This is a genomic window from Synechococcus sp. R6-10, assembly GCF_047461815.1.
Taxonomy (GTDB): domain Bacteria; phylum Cyanobacteriota; class Cyanobacteriia; order Thermostichales; family Thermostichaceae; genus Thermostichus.
This window is the reverse complement of record NZ_JANSHW010000139.1, coordinates 1-2,473: the sequence shown is the minus strand read 5'-3', so window position 1 is coordinate 2,473 and position 2,473 is coordinate 1. Positions and strand designations below refer to the sequence as shown.

General features: G+C 58.5%; 2 protein-coding genes and 1 pseudogene. 2 read left to right on the top strand and 1 reads right to left on the bottom strand.

Annotated elements, in window-relative coordinates; translation table 11 throughout:
• Together recO and rpaB are read left to right on the top strand one after the other, a co-directional pair.
• Positions 1-407, top strand: a 407-nt coding sequence (gene recO / locus NW837_RS04520; protein WP_414329446.1) for a DNA repair protein RecO, incomplete at its 5' end; no start/stop codon positions are given.
• Between the two features lie 463 nt (positions 408-870).
• The gene (gene rpaB / locus NW837_RS04515) at positions 871-1,611 is read left to right on the top strand and encodes a response regulator transcription factor RpaB (protein ID WP_414329445.1); all 741 of its coding nucleotides are present in this window, start codon (positions 871-873) and stop codon (positions 1,609-1,611) included.
• Here the strand turns inward: rpaB and NW837_RS04510 are convergent.
• Positions 1,584-2,473 (bottom strand): annotated as a pseudogene (locus tag NW837_RS04510) (hypothetical protein); the annotation flags it as partial. The gene rpaB and the pseudogene NW837_RS04510 overlap by 28 nt on opposite strands.

Sequence of the window (2,473 nt, the reverse complement as noted above, 5' to 3'; positions counted from 1 at the left end):
TGTACCACCTCCTGGCGTTGGCGGGGTTCGCCCCTCAGGTACAAGCCTGCTACTTCTGTCAAGGGGGGTTGGTCGGCAGCGTTTTTTTCAGCCCCCAATGGGGTGGCTTGATCTGTGATCCCTGCCGGGTGGCCCAGCGGCCCAGCCCAATTGCCTGGGTCTCCGCTTCTGCCTTGCGTGCCTTGGGATCCCTGCCCAACTCGACATTGCCTCTGCCTGAGGATTCCCTGCCTTTGGCTGCTTGGCTGGAGGCAGAACGTCTGTTGCGGCGTGTTTTGGAGCATCATACAGATCGAGAAATCCGTTCCGCCGAGCTATTGGCCAGTTGCTACGCTGTTCCCACCGCAAACGGCCAGGGATCCCCAGCTTTTCCTGAGGGACATCCCGAAAAATGGGCATCGGTCTGAAAAAGTTGTGAAGGTATGTATCAAGTCCGGCCCAATAGCCGCAAAATAGAGCATCGAGGCGGGTTGGCAGCCGATTTTGGATGATAAATTAGGTTATGGAAAGTAACTTCTTACGAAGGCCTCTCAGGTTTGAGCAATGGTTTGGGGGGAGGAGTGCCTTGCACCAGGTACTGGACAGCATCATCAGGTGGGATTGAAGTTGGAGCTTTTAACAAGATTGAATCGACTGCTGAGAGGGCCTTCTGTTTTGTGCTTGTTTCCCGGAGCTGCATCCCTGGGGTGCGGCTTTGGTTAATTGCAGATGATTGCTTGTGAGTGTTCAATTTCACTCGGTGAGTCTGCCCAACTGAGGAGCAGCCCCTGAGGTTCCTGTATCCGCCCAACTCAAGTTAGCGCCCACCTCAGTTCTTTTTCAGATTTCTCTTTTACCGAGTACCGTTAGAAGTTCAGGAGTTGCAGCACCGTGGAAGCACAGCGTAAGGAACGGATTCTGGTGGTCGATGATGAGGCCAGCATTCGACGCATCTTGGAAACCCGTCTGTCCATGATCGGATACGACGTGGTCACAGCTTCGGACGGCGAGGAGGCGCTGGAGGTTTTCCACAAGCAGGATCCCGACCTGGTGGTGCTGGATGTGATGATGCCGAAGCTGGATGGCTATGGGGTTTGCCAGGAGCTGCGCAAAGAATCGGACATCCCCATCATCATGCTGACGGCGCTGGGCGATGTGGCCGACCGTATCACAGGGCTGGAGCTGGGGGCAGACGACTATGTGGTCAAGCCCTTTTCGCCCAAGGAGCTGGAAGCTCGCATTCGGTCGGTGTTGCGCCGGGTGGCGCGGTCGGCCCACGATGGGATCCCCAGTTCCGGGGTGATTCAAGTGGGGGATATTCGCATCGATACCAACAAGCGGCAGGTCTACAAACGGGACGAGCGCATTCGCCTGACGGGGATGGAGTTTAGTCTGCTGGAGTTGTTGGTCAGTCGGTCGGGGGAGCCTTTTTCCCGCTCCGAGATTTTGCAAGAGGTGTGGGGCTATACCCCGGAGCGCCATGTGGATACGCGGGTGGTGGATGTCCACATCTCGCGGCTGCGGGCCAAGCTGGAAGATGACCCCAGCAACCCAGAGCTGATCCTGACGGCCCGAGGCACCGGCTATCTATTTCAGCGCATCATTCAGGGGGAGGAACAGGCACGGTCTTGAGAGGGGATCCCTCGCAACCTCTCTTCAAGAGCGGCCTGCACCCGCCTCAACACGCCAACCCAGTCTCCCGGTGTGTCTTGTCGAAACAGTCGCATTACCCCGGGGTACCAGGGGCTATCTTCTCGATGGAGCAGCCAGCGCCAATCGGCGGCAAAGGGGAGCAGCACCCATACCGGCTTGCCCATCGCCCCGGCCAAATGAGCAACGGCTGTATCAACGCTGATCACCAGATCCAACTGGGCAACGGCTGCGGCTGTATCGACAAAACTGCGGAAACGGGATCCCAGCTCCAACACTTGGTGCTGCTCCAATAGGGATCCCAGCGGCCTTAGATCTTCCCCCACCTGCAGGCTAACCCACTGGATGGAAGGCCCATGCAAGTGTTGGAGCAACAGATTCAGAGGGCAACTTTTCAGCCTTTGCACGCGGTTGAGATCAGGGTGGGCACGCCGACCGCTGGCCCACACCAGCCCCACCTTCATCCGCTCCTGGGAAAGCTCCGGCCAGTCTTCCCGCCAGGAGAGGCTCGAAGAGGTCTGCGGCCCACTTGCGCGAACGGGATAGACAAGATAGGGGATGCGGGCCGGGATCGTCTCCAGGGTGGTGCCCAACCGCTGTGGCAAGCTGAGCAAAGGCAGATGGCAATCAAAAGAGGGCAAGGGATCCGTTTCCGAGATCACCTGCACCTGGGGCAGGCACCCTCTGAACAGCTCCACGAGGGATTCCTGGCAGCGAAGGCAGATTTGCGCTTGGGGATGGGCCTCGGCCAGCAGCGGCAAGTAGCGCACAAACTGAATCGTGTCCCCCAACCCTTGTTCGGCGCAGATCAGCAGGGTCTGATGGCTCAGGGGGGATCCCGTCC